The 21,956-nt window shown below is 42.7% G+C and carries 25 protein-coding genes and 1 tRNA gene; 11 read left to right on the forward strand and 15 right to left on the reverse strand.

Features of this window, described 5'->3' with window-relative positions:
• Nucleotides 1–3: 3 nt before the first annotated feature.
• Entirely contained in the window at nt 4–690 is a 687-nt protein-coding gene (locus FHW36_RS26470) for a hypothetical protein (RefSeq protein ID WP_145673697.1), read from the reverse strand.
• A 149-nt stretch (nt 691–839) separates the two neighbouring features.
• Between FHW36_RS26470 and budA the strand changes: the two genes are divergently transcribed.
• Nucleotides 840–1,628, forward strand: coding sequence for an acetolactate decarboxylase (gene budA, locus FHW36_RS26475; RefSeq protein ID WP_145673699.1), 789 nt, complete (start codon nt 840–842; stop codon nt 1,626–1,628).
• 46 nt (nt 1,629–1,674) lie between these two features.
• Here the strand turns inward: budA and FHW36_RS26480 are convergent, their stop codons facing one another.
• Nucleotides 1,675–2,211 carry a CHRD domain-containing protein gene (locus tag FHW36_RS26480; RefSeq protein ID WP_145673701.1) on the reverse strand — a complete coding sequence of 179 codons (537 nt, stop codon included), beginning with the start codon at nt 2,209–2,211 and terminating at the stop codon, nt 1,675–1,677.
• Between the two features lie 116 nt (nt 2,212–2,327).
• Here FHW36_RS26480 and FHW36_RS26485 point away from each other — a divergent pair, with 116 nt between their 5' ends.
• The 3 genes from FHW36_RS26485 to FHW36_RS26495 all read left to right on the forward strand — a co-directional run bounded on the left by FHW36_RS26485 (nt 2,328) and on the right by FHW36_RS26495 (nt 3,390).
• A complete protein-coding gene (locus FHW36_RS26485) occupies nt 2,328–2,750 on the forward strand; it encodes a PaaI family thioesterase (protein WP_186452610.1) in 423 nt (140 codons plus the stop codon).
• A gap of 3 nt (nt 2,751–2,753) precedes the next feature.
• Complete coding sequence (locus tag FHW36_RS26490; protein WP_145673705.1) at nt 2,754–3,284, forward strand: DinB family protein; 531 nt, start codon at nt 2,754–2,756, stop codon at nt 3,282–3,284.
• Between the two features lie 32 nt (nt 3,285–3,316).
• Nucleotides 3,317–3,390: transfer RNA gene (locus FHW36_RS26495), tRNA-Pro, on the forward strand.
• A 153-nt stretch (nt 3,391–3,543) separates the two neighbouring features.
• Here FHW36_RS26495 and FHW36_RS26500 read toward each other — a convergent pair.
• Nucleotides 3,544–3,771, reverse strand: a complete 228-nt coding sequence (locus FHW36_RS26500; RefSeq protein ID WP_394349246.1) for a DUF302 domain-containing protein — start codon at nt 3,769–3,771, stop codon at nt 3,544–3,546.
• Between the two features lie 90 nt (nt 3,772–3,861).
• Between FHW36_RS26500 and FHW36_RS26505 the strand changes: the two genes are divergently transcribed.
• Nucleotides 3,862–4,551, forward strand: coding sequence for an MBL fold metallo-hydrolase (locus FHW36_RS26505; protein ID WP_145673707.1), 690 nt, complete (start codon nt 3,862–3,864; stop codon nt 4,549–4,551).
• Here the strand turns inward: FHW36_RS26505 and FHW36_RS26510 are convergent.
• The 5 genes from FHW36_RS26510 to FHW36_RS26530 form a co-directional block, all read right to left on the reverse strand.
• Nucleotides 4,541–4,738, reverse strand: coding sequence for a hypothetical protein (locus FHW36_RS26510; protein ID WP_145673709.1), 198 nt, complete (start codon nt 4,736–4,738; stop codon nt 4,541–4,543). The two genes, FHW36_RS26505 and FHW36_RS26510, sit on opposite strands and share 11 nt — an antisense overlap.
• A gap of 145 nt (nt 4,739–4,883) precedes the next feature.
• Nucleotides 4,884–5,645 (reverse strand): SDR family oxidoreductase, encoded by a 762-nt coding sequence (locus FHW36_RS26515; protein WP_145673711.1) that lies wholly within the window; start codon nt 5,643–5,645, stop codon nt 4,884–4,886.
• Between the two features lie 10 nt (nt 5,646–5,655).
• A complete protein-coding gene (locus FHW36_RS26520; protein ID WP_145673732.1) occupies nt 5,656–6,288 on the reverse strand; it encodes a nitroreductase in 633 nt (210 codons plus the stop codon).
• 63 nt (nt 6,289–6,351) lie between these two features.
• Nucleotides 6,352–7,188, reverse strand: a complete 837-nt coding sequence (locus FHW36_RS26525) for a universal stress protein (protein ID WP_186452611.1) — start codon at nt 7,186–7,188, stop codon at nt 6,352–6,354.
• Nucleotides 7,189–7,353: 165 nt separating this feature from the next.
• Nucleotides 7,354–8,688, reverse strand: coding sequence for an erythromycin esterase family protein (locus tag FHW36_RS26530; protein ID WP_145673736.1), 1,335 nt, complete (start codon nt 8,686–8,688; stop codon nt 7,354–7,356).
• A gap of 226 nt (nt 8,689–8,914) precedes the next feature.
• Between FHW36_RS26530 and FHW36_RS26535 the strand changes: the two genes are divergently transcribed.
• The 3 genes from FHW36_RS26535 to FHW36_RS26540 all read left to right on the forward strand — a co-directional run bounded on the left by FHW36_RS26535 (nt 8,915) and on the right by FHW36_RS26540 (nt 10,901).
• On the forward strand, nt 8,915–9,520 hold the full coding sequence (locus FHW36_RS26535) for a hypothetical protein (RefSeq protein WP_145673738.1): 606 nt from the start codon (nt 8,915–8,917) through the stop codon (nt 9,518–9,520).
• A 54-nt stretch (nt 9,521–9,574) separates the two neighbouring features.
• Nucleotides 9,575–9,739: a hypothetical protein gene (locus FHW36_RS30615; RefSeq protein ID WP_186452612.1), complete on the forward strand. Its 165-nt coding sequence runs from the start codon at nt 9,575–9,577 to the stop codon at nt 9,737–9,739.
• A gap of 166 nt (nt 9,740–9,905) precedes the next feature.
• Complete coding sequence (locus FHW36_RS26540) at nt 9,906–10,901, forward strand: serine hydrolase domain-containing protein (protein ID WP_186452613.1); 996 nt, start codon at nt 9,906–9,908, stop codon at nt 10,899–10,901.
• Between the two features lie 296 nt (nt 10,902–11,197).
• On the opposite strand, the gene FHW36_RS26545 is transcribed toward FHW36_RS26540, so the two are convergent.
• From FHW36_RS26545 to FHW36_RS26580, 7 genes are all read right to left on the reverse strand, one after another.
• Nucleotides 11,198–11,551 carry a hypothetical protein gene (locus FHW36_RS26545; protein WP_145673744.1) on the reverse strand — a complete coding sequence of 118 codons (354 nt, stop codon included), beginning with the start codon at nt 11,549–11,551 and terminating at the stop codon, nt 11,198–11,200.
• 399 nt (nt 11,552–11,950) lie between these two features.
• The gene (locus FHW36_RS26555) at nt 11,951–12,397 is read right to left on the reverse strand and encodes a DUF2975 domain-containing protein (RefSeq protein ID WP_145673746.1); all 447 of its coding nucleotides are present in this window, start codon (nt 12,395–12,397) and stop codon (nt 11,951–11,953) included.
• A gap of 189 nt (nt 12,398–12,586) precedes the next feature.
• Nucleotides 12,587–13,591, reverse strand: a complete 1,005-nt coding sequence (locus FHW36_RS26560; RefSeq protein WP_186452614.1) for a hypothetical protein — start codon at nt 13,589–13,591, stop codon at nt 12,587–12,589.
• Nucleotides 13,592–13,744: 153 nt separating this feature from the next.
• A complete protein-coding gene (locus FHW36_RS26565; RefSeq protein WP_145673750.1) occupies nt 13,745–14,461 on the reverse strand; it encodes an ABC transporter ATP-binding protein in 717 nt (238 codons plus the stop codon).
• 40 nt (nt 14,462–14,501) lie between these two features.
• Nucleotides 14,502–15,716 (reverse strand): ABC transporter permease, encoded by a 1,215-nt coding sequence (locus FHW36_RS26570; RefSeq protein WP_145673752.1) that lies wholly within the window; start codon nt 15,714–15,716, stop codon nt 14,502–14,504.
• Nucleotides 15,717–15,727: 11 nt separating this feature from the next.
• Nucleotides 15,728–16,945 (reverse strand): ABC transporter permease, encoded by a 1,218-nt coding sequence (locus FHW36_RS26575; protein ID WP_145673756.1) that lies wholly within the window; start codon nt 16,943–16,945, stop codon nt 15,728–15,730.
• Nucleotide 16,946: 1 nt separating this feature from the next.
• Nucleotides 16,947–17,648: an outer membrane lipoprotein-sorting protein gene (locus FHW36_RS26580; RefSeq protein WP_246121235.1), complete on the reverse strand. Its 702-nt coding sequence runs from the start codon at nt 17,646–17,648 to the stop codon at nt 16,947–16,949.
• 274 nt (nt 17,649–17,922) lie between these two features.
• On the opposite strand from FHW36_RS26580, the gene FHW36_RS26585 reads away from it, so the two are divergent.
• From FHW36_RS26585 to FHW36_RS26595, 3 genes are all read left to right on the forward strand, one after another.
• Nucleotides 17,923–19,314, forward strand: a complete 1,392-nt coding sequence (locus tag FHW36_RS26585) for an NAD(P)/FAD-dependent oxidoreductase (protein WP_222429195.1) — start codon at nt 17,923–17,925, stop codon at nt 19,312–19,314.
• 123 nt (nt 19,315–19,437) lie between these two features.
• Complete coding sequence (locus FHW36_RS26590) at nt 19,438–20,829, forward strand: TolC family protein (protein WP_222429196.1); 1,392 nt, start codon at nt 19,438–19,440, stop codon at nt 20,827–20,829.
• Between the two features lie 8 nt (nt 20,830–20,837).
• Entirely contained in the window at nt 20,838–21,947 is a 1,110-nt protein-coding gene (locus FHW36_RS26595) for an efflux RND transporter periplasmic adaptor subunit (RefSeq protein ID WP_186452615.1), read from the forward strand.
• The last annotated feature ends 9 nt before the right edge of the window (nt 21,948–21,956 follow it).

The following is a 21,956-nucleotide window of genomic DNA, read 5'->3' on the forward strand; positions in this document are numbered from 1 at the left end:
CGCCTATTGTTCATTGCCTGGGCTGGCCAATACTTTATCTTTTTCGGCTACCGGTCCCTGGTAGCTGAAGCGGCGGTTTTCGTCGCGGATATTGATTAAGCAGCTGTCGCCCACCAGGAAGGGGATATTCTGGAAGACAGGTTTGCCCAGGCCATCCCCCGGAGCAATGTATAATTTGTTGACTTTATCCGGCAGGATATATTCCGAATATCCGGTATCGTACATCGTATGTACCAGGTATAAATGCCGCGATGCGGGGCTGTTGACAAGCGTTTCGAAACCTTCGGCCGTTTGGGTCATCGCGGGAGGATCTGTGGGCGCGGGATGGGGAGAGAAGCTAAAATTAATATACGGTGCATGCCGGTAGTTGAATTTAAATACCAGCAATAGTTTCCCTGCCGGGACTTTTTTATCTGTGGAAGACGTGACCACATATTTACTTTTCACGGGGTCGGTAGAAAGGTAAATAGTATCGTGTTGCTGTATCCACACGCCTTTCACAAACTGGTCGAGGGCGCCGTAGCTCATGGCGTATACAAAGCGGTTATTGTCAAACACACATAGTTCTTCTGCTACTTCCATACGGCTGGCATTGTAATAGCCGGGTATTACAGGGAAAGCTTTCTGGGCTTGTACAGGTGACTCCATGATCAGCAATAATAAAACGGATAAACCAATAATGTATCTCATACCTGGGAAGTTAACAACCGGCAGCTGCCGGTTATCCAAAGATAGTAACTTTCCGTGGGCCTGTGACAGTGGGCGATTTTACATTTCTTCTCTTTTATTTTTTTTCTACCTTTCCGGTATTTTATCATATTTCAACGATACCAACGAACATGTACTTCCCTATTTTAACGTTGCTGCTAACACTATCCACTCCTGCCGGGCAGCCGGTAAAAGATACCACACATCACCAGCTCTTTACCGCAGGAGTAGCCAGTGGATTGATGGGCGGCCTGTATGATGGATTTTACCCGATAGACTCCCTTGTGACAAAAGGAGATTTTGGCCTCGGCGCGCCGGATAAAATAGACGGAGAGCTACTGTTTTTAGATGGTAAGGCCTACCAGACACAATATACGGGAAAAACTACGGAAGTGTTGCACCGACGGCAGCTGACGCCTTTCAGCATGGTCAATTTCTTTCATACCGACCTGACTTTCACCGTGCATCAGTCGATGGACAAAGCGGCCCTATATCATTACCTGGACAGCCTTTTACCAAATATGAACGGCCTGTATGCCATTCATATCAAGGGTAAGTTCAGCCACCTGAAAACAAGGGCTTTTCCGCCAGTACATGAGGCACCATACCCGCCGTTGGCGGGCATGTTAGGTCTGCAACATTTCTTTCAATTCAATGCCTGTACAGGCGACCTGGTAGGCTATCGTTTACCGGCGTACATGGATAACACCAACATCGCGGGATATCATTTTCATTACCTGTCGGATACCCGGGATGCAGGCGGTCATATCGTGGATGTAGCCATTGCTGATGTGGTAATTACCGTGAGCATACTCGACAGCTATACCTTGCAGATTCCCTCCTCTCCTGCCTTTGATCACTTCGACTTTAAGCAAAACAGGCAAGAAGATATAAAAAGCGTGGAAAAGGGTTCAAAATAACAGCCAGAAGGATGCCTCCATTGCCTGAAGCATCCTTTTGTTTAAGCTAATACCCTGGCGTTCCTCCCGGGCTGGTGGTCATTACCGAGGTCGAAAGCTGCCCTCTTATTTCCCCGTTGGGGAAGTTTGCGGTATGGATATTTACATACCATTTACCAGAGAGCAGATCGCCTGCCTGGCCTGCACTAAGCGTTACTGTTCCGGACACTGTGCCGGTAACGGCGGCAGGAAAACCTGTGATGGCAAATACCACCGGGGCTGCCACACCTGCTGCACCAGGCCCGTGGAAGTGCATACCTGTAGGCACTCCGCTGATTTTGCTCCAGCTGAGGGTGAAGCTGAGCTTATAGGTTGCAGGATCATAAGTACCCGTAAGCGTACCAGTACCGGTACTACTGTTGGCAGGCGTTTCCTGTGCGCCGGTCAATGTTGCACTAACGGTATAAGTATTACCTCCGCCAGGGTTACCGTTACCACTATTATAGCCCCCGCCACTACAGGCAGCCATACATACAGCAAAAAATAAAGAACTGTATGCAATCCACTGTCTCCTCCATAGGCGGGAGAAAGATATCTTTTTCATAACAGTTGTTTATAGTTAATACGAGTAATGTTCGTTAATTGTTGCCTTGTTAACGAACCTTTAACGGAAGCCTTACAAATAGCCCCGAAATGCCTATCTTTCCTGAAACGACACATATGTTAGACCTACAGATCAGCGAAAGAATCAACGCTAGTTTTGGCCGGCAAAAGCTCATGCAATTTTATGGCGCCCACATCGAACACATCGATCACGGATCTATCGCTATTGCCGTACCTCCCACCGATTTCCTCCTGCGTACTTCCGGCATTTTTCATGGGGGCGTCATTGCCGCACTGGCCGATACCGCGGGAGGCTACGCCGCCACCACACTTTACCCGGAAGATGTTTCCTTTCTCACCATAGAATTTAAGGTCAATTTTCTGCGCCAGGCGAAAGGTCAAATGCTCATCGCCAAAGCCTCCGTGATCAAGGGAGGCGCCACTATTACAGTAGCACAAACCGATCTTTTTATCCGGAATAACGGTAAGGAAACACAAGTCGCCACCTCTTTAATCACCCTCATAAAAGCCAGCAAATAAGCCATGGAAATCCTTAGCATACCACCCTTTCTCGACTACTACGACAAAGTACGGGAACGTACCCTCCGGCTCATCAGCGTAGTGCCGCCCGATCAGCTTGACTGGTCGTACAAGCCGGGAAAATTCAGTATCGGCGACCAAATCCGGCATATTGCCACCATCGAAAGGTATATGTTTGCAGAAACCATCGCCGGTCGCCCCAGCGCCTACCAAGGCTGTGGCAAAGACCTGGCCGACGGCTACGACAACGTGGTTGCCTTCTTCAATGAACTACACCAACAATCACTCGCCATATTCCGGCAACTGAGCGATGCAGACCTGCAACGTAAATGCACCACACCCGGCCATGTAGAAATGCGCAGATGGAAATGGATGCGCGCCATGGTAGAACATGAAATTCACCATCGCGGCGAACTATATATTTACCTGAACCTGCTGGGCGTAAAAACGCCCCCTATGTACGGGCTCACGGCAGAAGAAGTAGCACAAAACAGTACACCGATCGCTGGTACCGAAAAAAATCCGATGAAATAATTGGGGGAATTTACTAAATTAGCCACCCCAAACGGGATGTAGCGCAGCCCGGTAGCGCGCTTCGTTCGGGACGAAGAGGCCGCTGGTTCGAATCCAGTCATCCCGACTTGACAGGACAAATGAGATTCATTCCCGTTTGTCCTGTTTTTATTTAGGTTAAAATCCTTGTCCATAGCTACCGGTGAATACTTTTAACCGCGTATATTCTGAAGGCCGGATAACGGGTACTAAATTTACCGTTGCCTCTCATGTCAAGACTTTATGTTATACCAGCTCTAATGTTTTCTTTAATTTGTCCTTTATTTCTCCTGCTATCTTGTGTAAATCTTTGTTTAGTATGGTCTTCATAGACACTGTCGGGTTGATGGGCTGATACTTCAATCTTTCCCGGTTTCTTTTCCTGAACAATTACATTACACGGGAGCATAGTGCCAATTTTATCTTCTGCTAACGCTTTATTGTATATGATCTCTTCTATTTGAATGATTCAAGTCAGCGGCACTCACTCTTTGTTTAATGCTTTCTCTCTTATTCTTTCCTTTTTTAGGGATATCTTCGCGAAGGAAAGCTTTGCGCTATGCGGATCAAAATATTAGGCGCTATAGGTCAGATCGAAGTAACCCATCCGGAATACCGAAAACATTCCGGCATTTTGATAGACGACCAAATTTTGTGTGACATGGGAGAGAAAGAGTATCTGTCATATGCTCCTTCCTGTGTGCTCCTGACGCATTTGCACCCTGATCACGCCTATTTCATCAATGAGAAAACAACTTTAAACTTCCCAATGCCTGTCTTTTCGCCGGAGCCCTGGCGGGAATCAAAAAATATCCATGTAGTGTCTGCTACTTTTATTCAAAACGGCTATAAGATAACTCCCATTCCGACTGTTCACAGTATCAAGGTTAAATCGCAGGGCTATCTGATAGAAAAAAAGAATAAAAGGCTTCTCTATACAGGTGATATGGTCAGCATTCCCGAACCATATCACCACTATCTCGCGGGACTCGACGTAGTGATAACGGAAGCCAGCCATTTGAGGCGGGGCGGGATTGTACGAAAAAGTGCAGATGGTCGCCTGTTTGGTCACACCGGTGTTCCCAATCTTATTGATTTCTTCGGAAAATATACCAACCATCTGATCTTCATGCATTTTGGAGCCTGGTTTGTAAAGGATCCGTCTGCCGGAAAAATGAAGATCAACGCGTTAAATCACGACAGTATAATACTCGATGTTGCTGCTGACGGGAAAGAATTCATAATCTGAAAATACCCAACACTTGTTGTCCGGGTTGCGGTATTTCTGCCGGTTGCACAGGCTCGTTTGGGTCTTCTTCAGGTGCAATCTCCGGTGTACCTGGCAATAAAGGCCCCCCTGGCGATGTATCAGGCACAATTTCCGGATTTGATGGAATTGGAACTTCTGATGGTTTTACATTTTTTTTCTTTTCCATAACAATTCTTTTTATGAAAAACGTTTATTTCAATTTATTTTCCAATGAGATATGTCAACACAATGATTAATGCCGATCTTGGCAAAATAATAAACTCTATTCATCTCTGGCTGCTATTCATCCAGGCTGGTCATAGAAATTTTTTTCAGGCAGCAATCCATCCTCCGTCAACCGGCATGGCATGTCCGGTCACAAAAGAGGCCTCATCTGAGCAGAGCCAGATAACCGCCTCCGCCACTTCTTCAGGCTCTCCGAACCGGCCTATTGGCTCCATATTCACAAATTGTTGCTCCACCACTTTGTCTTTCCCTGTAATTCTGTCGATCATGGCGGTTCTAATTACTCCGGGACACACCGCATTAACACGTACTCCCAGCTTTGCTGTTTCCAATGCGGCTGTTTTGGTGAGGCCAATCACTCCATGCTTGCTGGCCACATATGCGGGAAGCCCGGCAAATCCGATCAGGCCTGCAACAGATGCACAATTAACAATGGCCCCTCTACCCTGCCTGATCATGTGAGACAGCTCATGTTTCATGCATAACCAAACACCTGTCAGGTTAATCGCAATGGTCCTTTCCCAATTGTCCTGGGTACATTCCTGCGTTACGGCAGATATGCCTTCTATCCCGGCATTATTGAATGCAAAATCGAGGCGACCATAGGCGGAAAAGGCTTTATCAATTACGGCTGTTATATCACCTGGTTTCGACACATCACATTTTACAAAAAAGCCGTTGCCACCTGCCGCTTCAATTTGTTTTAAGGTCAACTGTTCTTCATCTTCTATCCAATCTGCGATCACCACGTTTGCACCTCTCTTTGCAAAAGCTACCGCTGTTGCCCGGCCAATTCCAAAACTTCCCCCCGTAACTATGGCTACTTTGTTTTCAAAGATCTTTTCCATGACTAAATTTTTATTCAATGAATAATAGATTATCCTTTATTCGTTTATGCACTTTCGGCGATTCGTCACCATAGCCCAGAATAATAGTCAGTTTTACTTTCTCTGCCGCAGGTATTTGCAACCTGGGAAAAATACGGGTTTTCTCCACATAAGTCCCGAAACCAACAGGACAAGTATCAAGACCCAATGACTTTGCTGCCAGCATAATATTTTGCGCACATAATCCGATATCCAAAGAAGCCCATTCATTATTCTTCGGAGCGGTTAGGAATATGACCACGGGCGCTCCATAAAAGACAGGATCTCTGATGGTGTTAAAATCAATGCCATGGGCGAAATGTAAAAGCCCGGACGCTGCCTTTAACACCCCGGCAATTCCGGATACTCCCGATTTCAAAGTACCTTTGAGTACAACACCAGCTATTTCTTTGGAGGCAGCATGTATCATTTCTTTGTTGGTGAGCACATAAAATTTCCAGGGCTGTTTATTCATCGCCGAGGGCGCCATTCGTCCGGCATCCAGTATCTGCTCTATCAACTTCTTGTCTACCGGTTTGTCTTTATACTTCCTGACAGCGCGCCGGGCGTAAATGGTCTTTATAGTTTCCGTTTTACTGGCTTCCCCAGCTACTTTATTAATCATAACCAGATAGTTGATCAATGAAAAAACTGTAATAAACCCCAAAGCACTTCACAAAAAGATATTTCAGGGATGAGTAATAAATACCGGTATATTGACCGTCCTTAAAATATTATCCGCATGGCTTCTCCGGAAAAACCGGGAAACCCCGCTTCTGCCGTAAGCTCCGTAAGTTATGAGGCAATCTTTTCTATGAATCAGCATGGCAAGAAATTCCGTTGCTGGCTCCCCTTCCAGTGTGATATATTCAACAGCATCATAATGCCTGTCCAGGTACTCACGAAGCTTGGATGCCCAGGGGATGGACCTTTCCTTTTTTTCTGCCACATATACTACTTTTACCGGCATATCAGCATATCCGGGGAAAAGCTGGGTAAACTGTTTGATAGCATACATAGAAGAAAATGTTCCGTTGTAGGAGAATATAATTTCCCGGATGGGCGTTATCTTATCCGGTAAAACCATCACCGGGCATTCGGCGTCAGCCAGCAGGTCTTTTACGAACCGGGGCGGATTTGTATCATACAAAGTAGCAAATGAAGTACTGTTGTTAATCAGTAAGAGATCGGCAAACCTGCTTTCCTCAATTATTTTTATTGCAGCTATTCCGGCAGTGTCCTTTAATTCGATCTCTGTATTACCGCTATCGCAGATTGTATGTAGCCATTTCAGGTTATTATCCCGCCGCGCCTCCATAGCAGCCTTTTTTTCAGCAGAAATCTGCTCATAACTATAAGCATAACCTTCCGGATCTACGCTGCCCATTGGCATCAGCTCACTGATAATATTATCCAGACATAAAATTGTTAAAGGACTTTGTGTTTCCTTTGCTATATATTTAAAAGTTTCCACCTGTTCCTCCGAAAAATAGAGTACATCCAGTGCAGCAATAATCTTCTTCATAAAAATTATAATTTTAAAAAATACTATTGGGTGATAAAAACAAAAGCTGTTATTCATTTTATCCCCCTGGGAAAAATGATCCTTCTCAATAGTGATGCTGATTATGATCATACCTGTGTTTCCGTACTCCTTACCATCCTTCCTGCAGACGAGCATCATCACTATTTAAACGCCAAAAGGAAATGTTTCCGGCATCTGATGACCATCCGGTTGAATATGCAAAGGATGTAACGCTGTTGTTTCATTGATATAAATAAAAGCATCATACCGCAAGGGAAGTATGGTAGGCACATAATTTCCGTACTTTTCATATTGCGGATGGTAAACCACTCCTATAGCACGATGGCCAATATGGTTCTCCATAAAAACATCGTGATTAAAATCACTCATTATCAGTAATTTGTTATGATTACCCGCAGTATGCAACAAATGCTCCCATGACCCTTCAAAAGCAGGCGGGACCTGCATTTTTTGCATGGATGCTCCCCACCTGCTTCCCGCGATTACAGTGCCCTTATATGAACCAAAACCCACCAGTACCACCTTATCATCACCATATTTTAGCCTGGCCAGCTCCCCGATATTATACATCCCTTCCTCACTCATAGTAGTTGCCCGGGCATCTCCTACATGTGTATTATGCGCCCAGATAATGGCCTTGCTTTTTTCACCATGGTATTTCAGCAGCCGGTCAAGCGTCTGAGCCATGTGATCATCACGAATATTCCAGGAGTGCGGACCGCCATGAATCATTGCACGGTAATATCTTTCCGCATCTACCATCACTAAAGCGTTTTGTTCGGCATTAAGTACATTTTCATGATCTGTATTGTAAGAAGGGAGTTTGGCACGGATCTCCTTCAGCAAATGCACTACTTCATTTTCACACAATTCCGGGACAAACTGCGTTGCTCTTGCATATGACTGCCCCTCGTCATATCGATAAGGTTCAAAACATTTAAATGCCTCTTCCGCCGCTTTAAGTGCCTGCGGATCTGTTTTCCCAAGGTATTGCATAATGCTTTCCATGCTCTCCCACAGGCTATAAACATCCAGCCCATAGCACCCTGCCTTCTTGTTTAATGGTAACGCCTGGTTGTAATGCTGTAACCAGTCGGCCAACGCAACGATTTCCCAATTCGCCCACATCCATGTTGGCCAACGATTAAAAGCATGCAGCACCTTAAATGCACCTTTCCCTTCTTCAGCATAATTCTTTATATACCTGTTCAGGCGGTAACAGTCGGGCCAATCTCCTTCTACTGCAATGAAATTGAACCCTTTCTCTTCAATCAGCCGCCTGGAAATATAACTACGCCAATTGTAATACTCATGTGTTCCATGAGATGCTTCACCGAGCATCACAATCCGGGACTCACCAATCCTTTCAAATAAAGGGTCCAGACTGTCCTTATCTGTTAAAGAATAAGCCCATTGCTTAATGGCGCCGGTTACTTCCGCTTCAGCTGACTTTGAAGGCTTAGTGAAATAATTAGGCATTTCTCAACTTTTCTCAAAGAAAGATGATTTTATCTGTGAAATAAATGAGGGACGTCAGGCCTTTTTGTGACGAAAATCATGTATAAAGAAGTGCGTGTTCAATTGCCCTTCGGAAACAAACCGCTAAGTATTTAGGGGCGTATTGTTTTTTCTTTCTTATATTTAGTGCAAGATCGTTATTAGCAACCGATTATGCGTCAAGGCTCATTAACCTATTATTCCTTATATGACACTGAAAATATACCTATCAGCATTTCTTGTACTGACACTTTTTTCCTGTCACAATATACGTGTACAAAATCCTCCTCCACCACACTCACCCAAAGCACTTGAAGACAAAAGTTCTTTTGAAATCATTTCAAAAAGAGGGGATGGTGTCGATTTAGTTGAAAGTCTTTACGATGAACTTGTCAGTAAAGACGCTGCTTTAAAAAGACTGGAAGTAAACATTGACGGCCTTAATAACAGCAAAGAGGACTCAACGGAATTATTTGATAAGTTTAATGGCAAAATACAATCCTATTTCAGATCAGCAGATAGAAACATTTCCGCCATTAGCGATTCGTTGCTCAGAGATAAAATGAAACTTTTAATTGCTAACCACCTAACAACATATCAGGCGCGCACGGTGCAACACAGTGAATTGCTGAAAACACTCGCGGAAAACGAAACCAGCATATCAGACCTTCACCAGGTACTGAAGATTGTAAGAACCTTGCCCGTTATTGAAAAATACCAACAAGATAACTTACCGGACACAAAACAGCTGAAAGGGTTTATCACACAACAAAATCAAACAATTGCCCTTGCCGACTCGCTGGTGAAAAAGTAAGCTCCTTTCGCAGAGATTGGACGAAATCAGCTCCCGATGCTTTCATCAACTGTTATGAACAGGAAATATGAAATAAAGCTGATTCTGATCGGTGTATCCATATTATTGGTGCTTACCTGCGCCATGGCATTCATTCCCGACATGGCAAACAACGAAATACAAGTGCAGGCGCAGGTTGTCATCATCTTTTTTGGATACAACTTAATTACCCTACACTAACAGCATTAGAAAACATAGTTGCAAATTTTTATTGTCATAAGGCTCACCGTTACCTGCCATGAAAAAGATTGTATTGCTCCTGTTTACGATTTCGTTTTTTTATTATACCAGTTTATGCCAGTGCTTGAACACTGCACAACGAGATCTTTCAGACAGTTTAACGGCTGTGATAACAGCAAATGAGTACACAGATATTCATAGTATCCTGATTTCAAAAGATGGTATCCTGTGCTATGAACAATATTTTAATGGCTGGGCAAGAGACTCACTACACGACTTACGTTCTTCCTTTAAATCAATTACCAGCTTATTAATGGGCATTGCTATTGATAAAGGATTTATTCAAAATGTTCATCAAAAGGTCTATTCTTTCTTTCCCGGCTATATTGATTTCACCGCTGGCGACTCTCTTAAAAAAAACATGACGATAAAAGACTTGCTGAATATGCAATCCGGATTTGATTGCGAAGAGTTTAATGATGGCAAAGACTGTGAAACTGATATGGTGGCTACAAAAGACTGGCTTAAATTTTCACTCCATCTGCCGATGAAAAATCCCCCTGGCAAAGTTTGGGCCTATACCTCCTGTGACCCCATGATTGTTGGTGGTATTATTAGCCAGGCTGCAAAAATGCCTGTCATGGAATTTGCAGAAAAGTACCTGTTTCACGCCATGGGCATCACCAATTACAGGTGGACAGTTGATCCTTCCGGCCATGGCATGACTGCCGGGTCATTTTACATGAGGCCCGCAGATATGCTGAAAATCGGAATGTTGGTAGCACAAAATGGAATATGGGAAGATCACCGCATAGTCTCCGAATCCTGGCTGAATGCTTCCCGCCAGACTTTGATTCCTATACCCGGCTTTTCATTTATGAAAAGCAGCCGGTCACCTGTTGCCACCGCACAACAAACCTATTACGGATACTATTGGTATACGGAAAATATTAAGACCCCAACGTACGGGGAAGAAATCCAACTCGCTTCCGGAAATGGCGGCCAATATATCATGATCATAAAACGACTGAATTTAGTCGTAGTCTTCACGCAGGGGAACTATAATTCCTGGAAGGCCAAAAGAGCTTTTGACTTACTGGCCAGGTACATTCTCCCGGCATACGATAATGTTCACCAGATCAGTGTTCGTATTACGCACTAAAAAATACGCATCGAACCAAAATGTAACTACTTGATGATGGATTTATAAAGATTTAATCAGAGGCGCTGCCGTAGAAGTACATTACCAACAAGTTACGCTACTCGTAGATCCAATACTGGCCGACAAAGGTACTGAATACCTGCAATACCATGATGTTGTAATGAAGTTTAAAGGCTATACCCAAATACATAACAGTGACCTCAATGGCGATTAACACCACGCCGTCGGTCCACAAAAAACGGGATAGTTGTGAAAGACTGTTCTTCTTCACTCCATAAAAGGAAGCGCCGGTGTTTTTAGTACGACTGAAAATCGTAATACGAAACATTACTGCTGCCGCTCACAAAAACCTGTACATAGGTGTTTGCATTATCTTCAGCATTACAATAAACCGGGGTAGAAGGTGTCAGGAAGGCATATCCGTTAGCAGAATATACTACGTAGCTGCCGGTAGTGATATACAGATAATTACCTGACCAACTTAAGCCAGGTACAGGTCCGTTACCAAAGGCATAAATAAAATTCCATGATAAAGCCGACGCCTGTAATCCTGGTGCAAACACCGGTTGTCTGGATGCACAAACCGCTTTCAAATTGAAAGTGCCGACAAGAATGAGTGTAGCAAACAAAAAGGAAGTCATTCTTTTCATAAGATAATCTTTTGAAGGTTAAGGTGATTAAACTATCTAAAAAATAAGAAGACTTCCTTTAAGTAATTCACCTATTTGTATCATATTGTTAGCTATTTGTCTCATTCTTACCGTATACTAAAACGGAGGATAGCGCCGGAAACGAATCTGGCCAAACTACCCTGTTATAAAGTCCATTTTACCTCCTCTCAATACCTAAATAAGGGGATACCTTTAACAAACAAGAAACCACTCTTTATTCAAAAAAACAAAAATGACAAATACCCATTATAACTACTAATGTCAGATCCATCTTTTCACAAAGTTCATTTTGCGTAATTTTTCGCTTTGCTATCATCACATATAAGTTTACAACAATTGGCATAGCTTAAATCGTTAAGTCATTTTCAGACTTCATATCTATGCATTCTGCAGTATTTTTCCAAATATTGCTGCAGCAGTGGCGACTACGGCAGAAACCAAAGTAGTCACGATACAAATGGCAAGAAAACCCGCAGAGTCGTCCTCTTTATTATGAAATATTCTTATATACAGTCCTGCCGCTACAATCAGAATACCCAGTACGATTGCACAATACTTTATGGCCCTTAAAGCCTTAATAGCATTTGGCGAGAATACTTTATTCCGTCCGATATATCCAAGTAATTTGAACGCCTTGTATAGTGCAATAAAAAAAGCTATTGATGTTACATATCCATACAAGATAAATGGATCAAGGTAAATACTAAACAAGTCTAAGTTGGCGGCTCTTCCTTCGGTTAAAGGAAATCGAATTAAAATAGCAAGTCCCACAACCCCGATAAGCACGATGACTGCCTGAAGAAATATTATTGAAATTCTTTTCATAATGATTTATGAATTTTAGGGCCCCTGTAAAATAACAAATAATTATTGATAAACAATAAATATTTATTGTTTTATAGCTTTTTTGGTAAATTTCTTTATCATATCAAGCTGATTTACAAATTCAGCAATTGTATAGGTAGACTGTCACCAGCTCGAATAAACGTCCATATTTCTACATTCTCCTACCTTTTAAAAGTTCCATTTCAGGCGTAAAAATGCCCGGTGATTGATCGCCTCAAATCCATGATTTTGCCCTGCGTAAAAAGACTGCCACACAAAATTTACATCCAAGTTTGTAGCGATACTATATTGAAGGGAAGGGTAAAAAATGGTCAAATTAGCTCCCGGTGAGTATAAAACGGTAATATTTACAGATAGTAAAGGAGTAATTTCCCTGGCGCACTTAACAATCAAGTTCCATTTTGTTGGCATCAGGTTCTCCGGCGAAAGTACCAAATCTAAAGTACTCCAGTTGCCAACAGGTCTGTTTAAGCCCCTGTTATTGAACAAAACCCCCAGGTTCAGATACCAACCCTTTCTAAACATATAATCTCCTTCCAGCGCTAAGTTTAGGTGGCTCACTGAATCTTTTCCTGCAAAAAAATACTGCGCTTCGCCTTTAAACCCTGCGTCTCCGATGCTACCCGCCCAGCCTGCGCCAGCTGTTAGCTGGTTATGATACCAACCTGCAATAAACTGCAGATCATAATTCCATTTATCAAGAGCATATTTTACCGCCGCAATACCCCCATCCTCTTTATCCATATAAGAATAGGCAAATTCTACGTTAGAGGAGTTACGCAACAGGTACCGGATTTTTCCTGCGTCGACACCGGGCCGTTCTTCATAATCGAAATCGAGAAAATTATAAGAGTTAAAAATGTCATTCGGATTCCAGGTTGCGTTTACTCCCCAGTTAATACGTTGTCTGCCAATACGAAGGTTTAACTTATCGTTATTGTAATCAAAATACAGCCTCTCTATGTTGGTAAGCAGGACCAGGGAGCTACTCTCAATCCATATTTTTTGCATGTCTATGGCTTCATTCTCATTTTTCAAAAGAGATGCAAAGTGAGGTATGAGTTTTACTTCTTCACCCCAAAACAAGCGGTTACGGAATTCGGCAACACCAGAGATTTCCACTGAAGGCTTCCACTTGACATTAATGCGGTTATGGATGAGATTACCGGCCACCAGATCATTAAAATCTTTGTCAAAAGTGAGTGTCTGCAGGTCTTTAATATAACCGTTAACTGTTAATTTATGAGGTATAACGGTACTGTCCTGCGCATTTGTTGTAAGCGCCGGCAGTAATACAAAGCACCATAGTAACAGCTTTCTCATTGCTTACACATCGGCCTTTTCGTGCCTGGTAGAAACAGCCGCGGTATCGCTGACTATTCTGCCGTCTACCAGGGTTATAATTCTTCTTGCCCGTTCAATTACTCTCTGGTCATGCGTTGAGAAAAGGAAAGTGATATGCTCTTCTTTGTTAAGCTTCGTCATAATGTCTAATAAATTGAAGGCAGATTTTGAATCAAGATTTGCTGTTGGTTCATCTGCCAATACAAACTTCGGCCTGCTTGCCAAAGCTCTTGCCACAGCTACACGCTGCTGCTGCCCCCCAGAAAGCTGCGCCGGCCGGACATCCATTTTATCACTCATCTCTATCTGCCGGAACAATTGCTGCACCCTGACATCTCTTACGCTTTTCTCTATACCCTGCAACTGCATAATCAATTCCACGTTCTCCTTTGCCGTCAAAACCGGGATAAGGTTGAATGACTGAAATACAAAGCCAATATTCTTTAGCCTGAAATCAATCAATTTATTGGCTGATAGCTTTGTAATGTCAAGTTCATTAATAAACACGCTCCCGGTATCCGGCTTGTCCAACCCTCCAATTAAATTCAATAAGGTGGTTTTCCCCGACCCTGATGGTCCCACCAATGCGGCAAACTCTCCCTTTTCTATATGCAAATGCACATTATTGATGGCATACACAGGAACAGTTTCCCTATTATATACCTTGCTTACATTATGGGCATCGATAACCGTATTCATAATTATCCCTTTTTGAGCCTGAGTTACGTCCCGGTTTCACTTATCTTCTCAAAGCCTCTACCGGACGCAGTTTTAACGCTTTGATGGCAGGCAACAAACATGAAACAAACGCCGTTCCGGCTACTATCAATAATACGCCAATTACCTTATCGGTGGGAAATTCAGGGTAAATCATCGTTCCAAAACCAAAGCTGCTCATCATCTCCCGTCCCATCCCCGACAAGTCAAGACCATGTTTATTGAAATAAGCTGTTGCCAACCAGGCTATAAAAAGTCCTACTGGCATTCCTCCGAGCGTTAAAAAAATGGTTTCCAGAAAAATCATTAAAAATATTCTGACATGGTTTGTTCCCAGGGCCACCATCATACCTATTTCACGGGTTCGTTCCAGGATGGCCATCAGCATAGTATTCACAATACCAAATGCTAACGAAAACATAATAATAAACATGATGATGTAGGAATACTGGTCTACTGTTTTCACCAGCAAATCAGTTTCCGGTGAAATTTCTTTCCATGATTCAATTTGGCATGCAGGAAATTTTTGTTGTAGTTGCTGCTGTACTTTTTTTACATCTGCATCTCTTTTCAATAAAATCACGATCTCATGAAACGCGTTTTGAATACCAAGCAAAGTATTCAGTTCTCCGATGCCGACATATATATTTTTTTCATCTAGGGGAGCATTATCACTTTGGTAAATAGCATTCACCCGAAATGCGCCGGATACCATATTGCCCGACGTATCTGTAAAAGTGAGTACCAATTTTGATCTCAGTTTCAGTTTCATCTTTTGGGCCAGTTTCCGGCCAACCATTATCTCATTCTTTTTTTTCGGATCAAAGGGTTTTCCCTGGATGATTTTCTTTTCTAGTTGCGATAACTGGTACTCGAGATCAGGACTAATGCCGTTTATTTGTACACCAGCACTGCCGGTTGGTGTTGCCAGCATCCCCATGGTAATACTTCTGGATGCGGCCAGCTTAACTTCAGGAATATCTCTCACTGATTTTAGTACTTCGGCGCCGTTTGCTAATATGAACTGGGGATCGTAATCCTTTTTAAAATCAATATTATGTATTTGCAAATGCCCCACCTCTGAATCGATTACATTGCGGATCCGGCTTTTCATCATGCCCTTATACAGGGCCAGCACGGAAATTCCGGCAAACAATCCTATCGCTATAGATGACATAATAATAATACTCCGCATTTTATTGCGCCAGATATTCCGCCATGCCATTATGAAAATCATGTCAAACTTTATTAACGCTTCATAGCTGTTACAGGATCTAATCTAATTACCTTATACATCGGGTATAACGATAGTAGCAAACCAATGATCAGCACAACTATACCCTGATAAATAAATATGGATACTTCGGTGGAAGTCGGAAATATCGCTTCAAAGCCAAATCTTTCATAGACTTTAGCTGTTTCTCCGCCCATTTTTATAGGATGCCTGTTTAAATAATACACCAGCGGAATACTGGCTGTAATGCCCAGCAAGCAACCGACCAATACTGTAAACACAGACTCATATAGCAATAATATAATGAGCTTACTCTTTTTCATTCCAATTGAAACCAGCATGCCCATTTCAAACTTTCGCTCTACCATCATCATCAGTAACGTACCAAAGATGCCAAAGCAGATAAGCAGGTACAAAATGCCCTGTACATACTTCATATTACTTGAATCGGTTTGAATATGCTGTTTTACCTCGGGCATCATTTCCTCCCAGCTCATCACTTCAAAGTCTCTTCCTAACGGTTCGCCGAGCTGGGAACGTATACCCTGCAAATTGTTTGTATTTCTCAATGAGAGGACATAAGAAGTTATCATACTATCGGCGTTATAGAAATTCTGTGCCGTCGCTAAAGGCATGAATAATGTTCTACTGTTCAGATCAGGAGAGCCAAATTTTACAATTCCCTTCACAAGATATTTTCCTGCTGCAGTGGCGCCGTGATAGCCCTGTCCTATTAAGACAACCGTGTCATTGGTTGTTAATTTCAACCGTTCTGCAAGCCCCTGTGACAGCAGCACAGCGTAGTCGGTATCCAGCAGATAGCTTCCCTGGATAACTTTTTTTTCCAGGAAAGTGATCCTATTTTCCTTCTCAGGCTCAATACCTGCCACCAGGCATCCCTTGGTAATGTTAACGGAGGATGCCAGCGCAAAAGATTCCAGTCTGGAAGCAACAGCAGTTACATTCTTATTACCCCGGATCAATCGTACTGTTTTTGAGGATGATTTGAAACTGTTATCCAGCGTTTGCTCATCCCAAAAGCCTTTCTTATGTATCTGGATGTAGCCTGTATAAAAGCTGACCACATTTTTTACCAGGTTACTGAAAATGCCATCTTTTAAGCTACTTGCTATAACGGATAAAATGACGGCAAAGAAAATTGCCGCCATTGTAATGGCAGTCCTGCTGCGGTTACGCCACATATTTTTCCATGCCATTTTTATCAGCCACATGCTAATTCAAATTTTTCATTTTTTCAGTAGAAAAAAATTCGTCATCAATCGGATTGTTATATATCATGCTTTTATAGATCATTTCCGTTCTTTGCCCTTTTTTATCGGCCGGGATCATTTCAAAACGGGTAGGAATGATGCGGTCATGCATCAATTTTATATCATAACTATTCATTGTATTGACAAGCTGACCGTCTTCGTCATAAAAACGGCTATGCAATTCCAGAAAATCTTTTTTATCAATACACAGGATCACCTTACTCCATATGATTGCCGCAGCTGGTTTCGATATCATGCGGATAATATAACAACTCCGGTTTTGAATAATGGTGTCACCAATAACAGCATGGTCATAATCTTCCACTATTGAGGATTCCTTAATCAGGTCGTCATTGGTAAAATCAGTTCCCATCCAGCTCTGGCTCATCATTGACGGGGGAAGTTTGATATTGCGTTCGAGTACCGGCATCCAGTTCCATACTTCCTTCTTCCGTTTCAGGAACACAATACCTTTGTCTTTCGCAGGTGCTGTCAGAAGGATCATTGCCAGGTTATTCCCTTTCGTCCATATTTTACATTCCATTTCCCGGGCCCATGCCGGACGAATGATCTTAATAGTCATTTCTGCCTGCATGGTGCTTCCGCGCATTTTTTCATCAGCTTTTTTTACAATCTCCCTGGCATCCTGTGCAAAGGATCTCAAAAAAGATAAAATGAAAAATATGGTAGCCCCTACTTTCATGTGTATTAATTAATTAATTAATTATTTATTTATGATTTAAAATTAGGGAAACCAAAGCCTGCAGATACTGATACCCATCACGCCAAACGGTGACATACGTCAGTATTGTACCGGATAGTAATACGGATAAGGGATAACACTGCAAGCGTTAACCCTGCGCGTTGAAGATTTGAGCTATCTACCCCAAAATACAATAACCACAGTTAGTGGACCTGGTTGCAATTAATCGAATAACATGATCCCTGTCAGGGTACTTAATGATGAAGATCATTTCGCTGGAATACGATTAACCAGACCTTTGAGCATTAATAGCGTTCTGCGCTATATAGACATTTTAATTAATCATTATAAGATTAATTTTATGGCAAAGCCTCATATAATTATCCTCGGCTGCAACTTCGCCGGCCTTACAACTGCCAGATATATTCATGCTTTAGTGAAGGACAAAGCCGACATTACTATTATTGATCAAAAATCACTGCTCACTTTTGTTCCCAATATTCCGCTCCAGGTGCTGGCAAATATTAATCCGGCTATCGACCTTCAGTATAAATTCATGTCGTACTTAGAATATGATGGGAGTGAGTTTATCCAGGCTGAAATTACTGCGATTGATGCAGATACGAATACCATTTTTTACCATCCAAACGAAAGGCCGGGGCACCCTGTAAGAAAAATTAAGTACGATTACCTGGTTATTGCCCTGGGCAACCATTTGGCGTATGATGCCATCGAAGGGTTTAATGAGTTCGGTCATAGCGTCACGGACACATTTCTCGGTAACCGGTTAAGAAACTATCTGCACAAAGAATATAAAGGTGGCCCAATTGCCATTACATCAGATATTTTTCACCAAGGTAAGAGCGATAAGCTACCTGAAAATTTACCCATAGCGTTGACAGCCTGCGAAGGCCCTCCGGTTGAGTTGGCTTTTTCGTTGGCACATTGGCTGGAAAAAAAGCAAAAAGGAGACGCTACCACTATTTATTTGTCTACGCCTGCAAAGGTAATTGCTGAAGATGCGGGGGAATCTATTTTAGAGCAGTTATTGCCCATGATGGCTAAAATGGGATACAATTACCAGGCAAATACCCATGGAATCAAAAAGATCTACGATGGCGGAATTGAATTTAATAACGGGAGTTCCCAAGAAGCCGAAATTGCCATCCTCTTTCCAGACTGGCAGGCACATTCATTTCTAAGGGAGTTACCCTTTACAGACGACAGGGGTTTTGTCATAACTGACTTGTATATGCGTAATCCCGTGTATCAGAACATTTTTGCCGTCGGAGATGCCGCATCCATCACGGTTCCAAAAATCGGGTCGCTGGGCCATATGGAAGCCGAAGTATTGGCGCATTCATTAGCAAAAGATCTTGGCGCTATTAAAGGGCCAATAAAACCTATGGAGTTTGAGCTTTTATGCATGGGCGACATGGGAGGCATTAAAGGCTTTTATATGCGAACCAATGAATGGTGGGGCGGGAAGGAAAGCCATCTGGAAATGGGTGTTACTCCTTACGCGCTCAAAATGGGCTTTAAACAGATGTATTACACCCTGGGAGGAAAAATACCACATTGGGGATTAGCATTAAGTGAAATGATAGCTGATCATACGGTTATTTAAAGCAACAAAAATGGGATGACCGGGTAATTCCGGGTGGAATGGTTAGCCGGCTGCTTTTACACCAGAACATTCCGAAGCTTGCCGGTTGTTGATTTATGTTCCTATTCATCTCAAATGTAACAAATGTCACCATCCACCATTTCCACCATCATTAATTTTGTTAAAAATCAAAAGTTAATGAGCCCGATAAAATACTTCACTGCTTGGTTTGCTGCTGTATTCCTTCTTTCTCCCTCCAGCAAGGTGGCAGCACAGGAAATTGTTAAGAATATAAGCCTTAGCGAAGCTATTGCAGCAGCGTTAAACGATAACAAGGAAATTCATCTCGCCGGGATTGATCAAAATATAGCAGCCATCAATTTCAAAAAGACAAACGCCATTTTCCTTCCACAGGTAAGTCTTTCTTATACCGGCATTCGCACCAATGACCCGTTGAATTCATTTGGATTCAAACTGGAACAGAGAACGATTACACAAAATGACTTCAATCCTGTACTACTGAATAACCCCAATGCTACTTCCAATTATATGACCAGGCTGGAAGTGCAGCAACCGCTGCTCAATATAGATATGCTGTATCAACGCATGGGAGCAAAAAAACAAATCGAGGCCTATCAGTATAAAACACAGCGTACCAAAGAATACTTGACGTTTGAGGTACAAAATGCCTATTTGCAATTGCAGTTGGCATACGACGCATTAAAGGTGGTGGAGGAAGCACTACAAACTGCAAAATCAATTTACGTCTTTACAGACAATCATTTTAAACAGGGCTTAATTCAAAAGTCAGACCTGTTAAATGCGCAGGTACATATTACATCTGTTGAAAGCAGCCAAGCCAAAGCACAAAGTGGTATAAAAAACGCATCAGATTATCTTGGTCTTCTAATGGGGAAGCCCGCAGGAACCATATACAAACCTGGGGGAGGGCTCCAGACCGGGCCAACAGCTGTAGATACCAGTCGATACATATATCCTGAAAGATCTGATTTTATGGCCATACAAAAAGCTATTGAGGCATCCAACCTGATGGTCAAATCAAGCCAGATGAGCTATCTCCCCAGGATTAATGCATTTGGCAATTATCAGTATAACGACAGTCGTGTAACAGGCTTTGGGGCAAACTCCTATTTCTTTGGTGTCCAGGTATCCTGGAATATTTTCATCGGGAATAAAACGAAGAATGCAATCGCTGCACAAAAATCAGAACGGGATAAGCTGGTCACCCAACTGGCGCAGCAAAAAGAACAAAGTCAGTCAGATTTGGATAAGGCTTACAGGGATCTGTCAGATGCAACATTTGAAATTAAACAGGGAAAGGAAGCTATTGAGCAGGCAACAGAATCGCTGCGCATCTTACAAAACCGTTATAAGCAGGGCCTGGTAAATACCACAGACGTATTGATGGCAGAAACGCAGCTCTCGCAGCTTAAATTTTCGCTTGCACAGGCTCAATTCTCTTCAAATGTATCCAGGGCTTATATCCAATTTCTAACCGCAACTGCTAATAAATAGACAATTATATGAGATCAGCTATAAATACAATCAGGTCATTACAACTACTTACCGGAATTAGTTTATTGACCATGAGTGCCTGCTCTTCCAATGACAAAAAGGGTAGTCAAGCCAGTGCCGATACCGCCATTCTGGTAACAGTCAGTCAACCTGCTACCGACGGACAGGAAGGTTTAAATGTGAGTGGACGGATAGAAGCCGGTCAAACCGCCAATATCAGCACCAGAATAATGGGATACATCACCAGGTTGAATGTAAAAGTGGGTGATCCGGTTAGTAAAGGTCAGCTACTGGTAACCATTGGCAATGATGATATCCTGGCAAAAAGAGCCCAGGCCGACGCGATGATCGCTGAAGCTGAGGCGGGATACAGCAGTGCACAAAAGGATTACGAGCGGTTTAACAATTTATATAAACAGCAAAGCGCATCTGCGAAGGAGTTGGATAATATTACGCTGCAATACAATTCCGCTAAATCAAGACTCGATGCCGCCAAACAAATGCGTAATGAAATAAATGCAACGCTGAGCTATACCAATTTAGTAGCTCCGTTTTCCGGAACAGTTACACAAAAACTAATGGACGCAGGCAGTATGGCTAGTCCCGGTATGCCGATATTAACTATTGAACAAAGCGGCAGTTACCAGGTAAGTGCCGTTGTTCCTGAAAATTCGATCAGCCAGGTAAGCCAGGGAGCCGAAGTAACCGTAAGTGTCAGTGCAGCTAACAAGGTGATTAAAGGAACGGTAACGCAGATCAATCAATCGTCGCAGTTTACGGGAGGGCAGTACCTTATCAAGGTACGTATCCCGGATAGTGAAAAGCAAGGCCTGCTTTCCGGTATGTATGCTAATATTCTCATCCCCGTAAAGCAATCACCTCAAAATACTGCCGGCAATGACCAGGTAATGGTACCGCTGTCCTGTATTGAGTATAAAGACCAACTAACAGGATTATATACAATAGGCAACAATAACACCGCCCTGCTACGCTGGGTAAGGTTAGGCAAGACGGTAGGAAGTCAGGTGGAAGTATTAAGTGGGCTGGCCGCTAATGAGCAATTTATTACCAGTGCTGATGGCCGTCTGTTTAACGGTGCTACGGTTAAAATTAAATAACGGCAGCTG

It is taken from the genome of Chitinophaga polysaccharea, assembly GCF_007829335.1.
Classification (GTDB): Bacteria; Bacteroidota; Bacteroidia; order Chitinophagales; family Chitinophagaceae; genus Chitinophaga; species Chitinophaga polysaccharea_B.

Coding starts and splice junctions, on each gene's coding strand:
- FHW36_RS26470 (WP_145673697.1), bottom strand. CDS start 690: ATGAGATACATTATTGGTTTATCCGTTTTATTATTGCTGATCATGGAG.
- budA (WP_145673699.1), top strand. CDS start 840: ATGTACTTCCCTATTTTAACGTTGCTGCTAACACTATCCACTCCTGCC.
- FHW36_RS26480 (WP_145673701.1), bottom strand. CDS start 2,211: ATGAAAAAGATATCTTTCTCCCGCCTATGGAGGAGACAGTGGATTGCA.
- FHW36_RS26485 (WP_186452610.1), top strand. CDS start 2,328: ATGTTAGACCTACAGATCAGCGAAAGAATCAACGCTAGTTTTGGCCGG.
- FHW36_RS26490 (WP_145673705.1), top strand. CDS start 2,754: ATGGAAATCCTTAGCATACCACCCTTTCTCGACTACTACGACAAAGTA.
- FHW36_RS26505 (WP_145673707.1), top strand. CDS start 3,862: ATGCGGATCAAAATATTAGGCGCTATAGGTCAGATCGAAGTAACCCAT.
- FHW36_RS26510 (WP_145673709.1), bottom strand. CDS start 4,738: ATGGAAAAGAAAAAAAATGTAAAACCATCAGAAGTTCCAATTCCATCA.
- FHW36_RS26515 (WP_145673711.1), bottom strand. CDS start 5,645: ATGGAAAAGATCTTTGAAAACAAAGTAGCCATAGTTACGGGGGGAAGT.
- FHW36_RS26520 (WP_145673732.1), bottom strand. CDS start 6,288: ATGATTAATAAAGTAGCTGGGGAAGCCAGTAAAACGGAAACTATAAAG.
- FHW36_RS26525 (WP_186452611.1), bottom strand. CDS start 7,188: ATGAAGAAGATTATTGCTGCACTGGATGTACTCTATTTTTCGGAGGAA.
- FHW36_RS26530 (WP_145673736.1), bottom strand. CDS start 8,688: ATGCCTAATTATTTCACTAAGCCTTCAAAGTCAGCTGAAGCGGAAGTA.
- FHW36_RS26535 (WP_145673738.1), top strand. CDS start 8,915: ATGACACTGAAAATATACCTATCAGCATTTCTTGTACTGACACTTTTT.
- FHW36_RS30615 (WP_186452612.1), top strand. CDS start 9,575: ATGAACAGGAAATATGAAATAAAGCTGATTCTGATCGGTGTATCCATA.
- FHW36_RS26545 (WP_145673744.1), bottom strand. CDS start 11,551: ATGAAAAGAATGACTTCCTTTTTGTTTGCTACACTCATTCTTGTCGGC.
- FHW36_RS26555 (WP_145673746.1), bottom strand. CDS start 12,397: ATGAAAAGAATTTCAATAATATTTCTTCAGGCAGTCATCGTGCTTATC.
- FHW36_RS26565 (WP_145673750.1), bottom strand. CDS start 14,461: ATGAATACGGTTATCGATGCCCATAATGTAAGCAAGGTATATAATAGG.
- FHW36_RS26570 (WP_145673752.1), bottom strand. CDS start 15,716: ATGATTTTCATAATGGCATGGCGGAATATCTGGCGCAATAAAATGCGG.
- FHW36_RS26575 (WP_145673756.1), bottom strand. CDS start 16,945: ATGTGGCTGATAAAAATGGCATGGAAAAATATGTGGCGTAACCGCAGC.
- FHW36_RS26585 (WP_222429195.1), top strand. CDS start 17,923: ATGATCCCTGTCAGGGTACTTAATGATGAAGATCATTTCGCTGGAATA.
- FHW36_RS26590 (WP_222429196.1), top strand. CDS start 19,438: ATGTCACCATCCACCATTTCCACCATCATTAATTTTGTTAAAAATCAA.
- FHW36_RS26595 (WP_186452615.1), top strand. CDS start 20,838: ATGAGATCAGCTATAAATACAATCAGGTCATTACAACTACTTACCGGA.